The organism is Ancylomarina sp., from assembly GCF_041555295.1.
Lineage (GTDB): Bacteria > Bacteroidota > Bacteroidia > Bacteroidales > Marinifilaceae > Ancylomarina.
In genome coordinates this window covers 1-5,498 of the sequence record NZ_JBFFKR010000231.1, presented here as the reverse complement: position 1 = coordinate 5,498, position 5,498 = coordinate 1, and the positions used below count along the sequence as shown (strand labels likewise).

General features: G+C 36.4%; 3 protein-coding genes. All 3 read left to right on the top strand.

Features of this window, described 5'->3' with window-relative positions; all coding sequences use genetic code 11:
* Positions 1 to 100 precede the first annotated feature (100 nt).
* On the top strand, positions 101 to 1,990 hold the full coding sequence (locus ABY905_RS13480) for a 4Fe-4S binding protein (RefSeq protein WP_372644739.1): 1,890 nt from the start codon (positions 101 to 103) through the stop codon (positions 1,988 to 1,990).
* Positions 1,991 to 2,005: 15 nt separating this feature from the next.
* The gene (locus ABY905_RS13475; RefSeq protein WP_372644737.1) at positions 2,006 to 4,984 is read left to right on the top strand and encodes a SusC/RagA family TonB-linked outer membrane protein; all 2,979 of its coding nucleotides are present in this window, start codon (positions 2,006 to 2,008) and stop codon (positions 4,982 to 4,984) included.
* 25 nt (positions 4,985 to 5,009) lie between these two features.
* On the top strand, positions 5,010 to 5,498 hold a 489-nt coding region (locus tag ABY905_RS13470; RefSeq protein ID WP_372644735.1), incomplete at its 3' end, for a RagB/SusD family nutrient uptake outer membrane protein.

The following is a 5,498-nucleotide window of genomic DNA, read 5'->3' as shown; positions in this document are numbered from 1 at the left end:
TGACACCTCTTATGGAGTCTCAAATCACAAAATGCAGCGATGGAGCAAGTATGATTGACTTCTTTCGAATCGTAATCAAAAAATTAAACACATTAGTCTTATGAGTAAAAAACGCGTTAGCTTGTTCAGAAATATCTTACAGTTTTCTGTATTGGCTTTAATCATTGTCTTCTTTATTGGGAATCAATTAGGTTTAGGAGTTGTAGATTTTGAGACCTATTGTCCTATGGGAGGAATTCAGGCCATTTTAACTTTAATGCAAGATGGGTTAATAGCCTGCAATATGACCGTTACTCAAATGGTTTTGGGTGCGATATTCATTTTTACCGTTTTAGTGATGGGTAAATTATTCTGTAGTCACCTATGTCCCTTAGGAACCGTTTCCGAAGCTCTTGGAAAATTAGGTGATCGTTTGAAAATACGGAATGATATTAATGGTATACCAGATAAAGCCTTAAGGAGTTTGAAATACATTCTTCTATTCTTAACCCTTACAATTACCTTAAAAACGGGTGAATTATTCTGTAAGGAATACGATCCATTTTACACTAGTATTACTTTATATGGACATCGCGTCAATTTCTTATTCGCTACAATTTCCATATCTATTTTTGTTTTGGGATCTATTATTTTCAGATTGTTCTGGTGTAAGTATTTGTGTCCTCTGGGAGCCATTTCCAATATATTCAAATATTGGGTAGGCGTTGCTATTGTAGTTTTGGTACTTAGTACCATGTACTTTTTCGAGTTGGGTATTGATATCGCATATATTGTTGGTATTATTTGTTTGGCAGGCTATGTGCTGGAGATATTTAAAATCGAAACCAAGCATCATTCTGTACTAAAAATTACACGCCACACACATACCTGTATCGATTGTGGTTTGTGTTCAAGATCTTGTCCTCAGGGAATTGATGTGGCGGATTTGGAATTGGTGAAACATCCTGATTGTAATATTTGTGGTGATTGTGTTGCTGCTTGTCCTAAAGAAGGTGCTTTAACACTAAACCAGAAGTTGAACGTGAAGTGGTTGCCTTCGGTTATCGTCCTTTCATTGTTTATCGGAGGCGTTCTTATTGGAGGTCAATATGATTTGCCAACCGTTTCAAAAGCCTGGGGTAGCACTGAACAGATGTCCCATTCTAAGGAGTTCAAACTTGGACACTTGAGTCATATCACTTGTTTTAGCAGCTCAATGGGCTTTGTAAAACAAATGAAAGAAATTGAGGGTGTTTTAGGTGTCTCAACTTACATTAGCGATCATTCTGCCAATATTGTTTACGACACGACAAAAATTAGTGAACTGACAATTAAAAAAATGCTTTATACCCGTTCGAAGCAATTTATCGAAGCTCCCGCTTTGGATCAAAACCTTGTTGTTCACAAATTACGATTCGAGGAATACATTTCTAAAGAGGATTTAGCAAAGATTGCTGAGAAACTAGTGGGTACAGGTGTTTACCAGTTGGAAACACAGTTCGATACCGAAATTCGAATGTTGGCATTTTGCGATGCAAATATGAATGAAGCAACGATCGAAGGCCTGATCAATTCAGTTAAAATTGGACGTAAAACGCCATATAAGGTAGCTGATGTCGTGAAATCTTCAATTCCGATAAATGGTTTGGGATTAATGAAGCGAACTTTCAAAAAGTTTACAATGACTTTTAATAATTATAAGTCTTATACAAAAGAACAAGTACGCTCAGTTAAAGCCGAACTTATTGATTTCCCTAAAAATGAGAGCAAGTTTAAAGAACTGGCCAACCATCTTGGTAAAAAATATAAGAATGTCGTTGGAATCGATGCGACCTATGAAACGAAACCTGAAGTGAGATTCTTCTATGTGCAAGATAAAATAGAGCGTCAAACTATTTTGGATTGGGTTAATAAAGAGGAATTAACTCTTGTTTATTCAACAGGTGAAATAGAGCAAGTTGAGAATCCTTATTCATTCAATATTAAGAAAAAAACTAAGTCTATAGACTAATAAAATACCCAACCTATGATACGAATTTATTGTATAACGCTTCTTGTCTTTTTGCAATTCCAGGTCTTTGGACAGGGATTGACAATTACAGGAAATGTAATTGATGCAGGCGATAAAATGTCAATGCCTGGAGTTACTGTGCTCGAAAAGGGAACCTCAAATGGAGTAATAACAGATATTGATGGGAACTTCAAATTGAAAATCTCGAAAGCAAATGCTGTTTTGCTGTTTTCATTTATTGGTTACAAAACACAGTTTATTCCTGTAAAAGGGAAGGCTGTAATCAATGTGAAATTGGAAACGGATAATCAAAATTTAGGAGAAGTTGTTGTGTTAGGCTATGGTAGCGTCAAATCTCGCGAAGCGGTTGTTGGTTCAGTAGAACAGGTGAAATCTGATGAGCTGTTAAAGCACTCTAATGCACAAAGTGTGGACCAAATGCTGGAAGGACAAGTTGCAGGTGTGCAAATTGAATCTGATTCAGGGGACCCAACCAGCCCGGTTAAAGTGCGAATTCGTGGTAATAACTCTTTGCCTGGTTCAGGTCAGGATTTTACTGCATCGAGTGAACCCTTGTATATTTTAGATGGAGTACCTTTAATTGATGCTTTGAATCCAAATGTTAATACAGGAACAGAAACAGTGATTAATCCTTTGGCTTTAATCAATCCGGAAGATATTGCTTCTGTTTCGATCTTAAAAGATGCTTCGGCAGCTGCTATTTACGGAGCCAATGCTGCAAATGGTGTTATCATTATTACCACAAAAAAGGGTACAAAAGGAAAGACAAGAGTTACGTTTTCTCAGAAAACATTGCTTAGTACACCCATCAATAAGATTAAATATTTGAATTCGGAGCAATATGTTGAGCTCTCTGAAGAATTTTACAGAAATAGTGGTTATTCAGAGGAAAGTATTCCTGATCTGGTGGGAACTGCAGATGTATATACCAATTGGAGAGATTTAACCTTACAAAATTCTGTATCCAATGTCTCTAATTTAACCATCTCAGGAGGCTCGGAAAAGTCAACTTTTCGCTTGTCATTGGGTTATAAGGATAATGAGACAACGACTAAGGGGAACGATTTTCAGTCAATCACTTCTCGTTTGAGTTTAAATAATGAATTGGCTCCTGGTGTTACGATGTCCTATACCGGAGGTTTAACCTCATTTAAAGCTGATAAGTACGGTGCTTTTGCAACCTATGCTTATAAGCCAAATATTCCGGTTTACGATGAAAATGGAGATTATACTCAGATGGATTCTTATGCGAATCCTTTGGCTGATTTGGCACAAAACACTAATAATGCCAAGAAATTTTATAGCAACAATAGTTTAAATTTGAAGGTTAAGATTTCGAAAAACTTTAGTTCTTCAACAATGTTTGGCTTGGATTACACCAGCTCCAAAAATTTCTCTTTTTACTCCAAGGAGAATGGAAGAGGTCGCTCAAAAGGTGGTTTTATGAGAGAAATACGTCGTGAGAATTTAAACTGGATTGCCTATTCGCAATTGGAATATCATGGTTCTTATAAGCAAAATAGCTTTGGCGCTACTGCTGGTATACAGGTAAAACATGATGATAGTAATCGCACGACGATCTCTGAAGAGAATATGATTACCGAGAAAATTAAAGTTCCGGGACAGGCTCCAGAGAATGAGGATAGTAACGTGAGCGGATACGAAAGTGAGGATGCAAGTCGGTCTTATTATGGTAGAATTAATTATGATTTTGCAAAAAAGTATTTCTTGTCAGTCAATTATCGTGCCGATGCGTCCTCTTATTTCGGAGGTGATCAGCAAATGGAAAATTTTGCTTCTTTGGGAGGATCATGGATCATTTCGAAAGAGAATTTCTGGATTGAGAATGACATTATCAATTTTGTAAAACTAAAGGCCTCTTATGGTAAATTGGGTAATGCCAAGGTGGGATCGTATTCTGCAAGAGGACTTTATAGCTATAATACGTCTTCTAATTATAATGGTAAGTTGGTTGCAACGCCACATACCGCTCCAAACGAAGATTTGGGCTGGCAAAAATCATACAAACTCAATACGGGGATAACGGTTAAATTTCTGAAGAAATTCAATTTGAATGTCGAATACTACAACAATAAAACAAAAGACGGCATCATGTCGTTAAATGTTGTACCTGAAACAGGTTGGAATAAAATTTCTGTTAATACAGCAGATTTAACCAATTATGGATTTGAATTTACTTTGAAATCCAATAACATTAATATTGGTGAAGTAAGATGGAACTCCAACTTCAATATTGGATTTAATAAAAGTCGCCTGGATAAATTGAATATGTACTCTGATCGATTTACATCTGGGAGTGTGGGGCTGATTATTGGTGAATCGACCTCATTAATCATGGGCAATCGCTATGCTGGTGTCAATTCGGATAATGGAAATCCTCAGTGGTATTTAAATGATGGAAGCATAACTGAAGATAAGACGTTACTTTCCAGTGCTAACAATTATTCCAAAGTGATTATCGGAAAAAGCAATCCTGATTTCACAGGCGGTTTTTCAAATAGTTTTGACTACAAAGACTTTAGTTTGTCTTGTATGATATCCTTTGAGTATGGTGCTGATAAAATGATGCCCTATCCTGCCCGGGAGATGGAAAATGGAAGATCCTTGTATATGTACAACAAGAGTGTCAACCTTATGGATAGATGGCAGAAGCCTGGTGATATAACTAATATTCCAAGGTTGGATCAAAACATCTCATATGATGCTTATAGCGATCGATTTTTGTTCAATCAATCAAATGTTTCATTGCGCTCAGTTTCATTGAAATACAAATTGCCAAAGCATATCTGCGAAATGGTCAAGCTAGCGAATGCTTCTTTGGGTGTTAATGTTTCAAATATTTATACATGGTACAAAGATTCAAGTGAATCCGGTCGAAACGGATTAGCTGAATATCGCTATCCCTTTCCACAATCAAGAGTGTTTGCTTTTCAGTTGAATGTAGGTATTTAATGATAATTTGAAATTTAAGATGATGATGAAAAAAATAATATACATAGGATTATTGGTATTGGGTTTATCTTCCTGTTCTGATTTTTTGGATATCGATGATGCGACTAAAATTTCCAATGATAAAATATTCTCTAACCTTAGCGGTGTTGAGGAAGCTTTAAATGGCGTTTATTTCGAAATGGGTGTTTCAAGCTATTACGGCGATAATATGATAATGGCTGCTGAAGTTAAAGGGGGGAATCTAAAGATTAACGACCTTACATTTGTGAATTCTAATTCTGCTGATTTTTTGCCGGCATTTCAGTTTACTCATACTGCAGAAGGAGATGATGATTATTTCGTGAATTTTTATAAAGCCATTTATAAAGTCATTAGTGCAGCAAATAATGTGATTGAAAATATCAACTATGCTGAAGATGCAAGCGATGTAGAAAAAGCTCAGGCGGTTGCTGAAGCTAAGGCAATCAGAGCACTGGCACATTTCGACTTAACCCGTTTGTATGCTCAGCCTTAC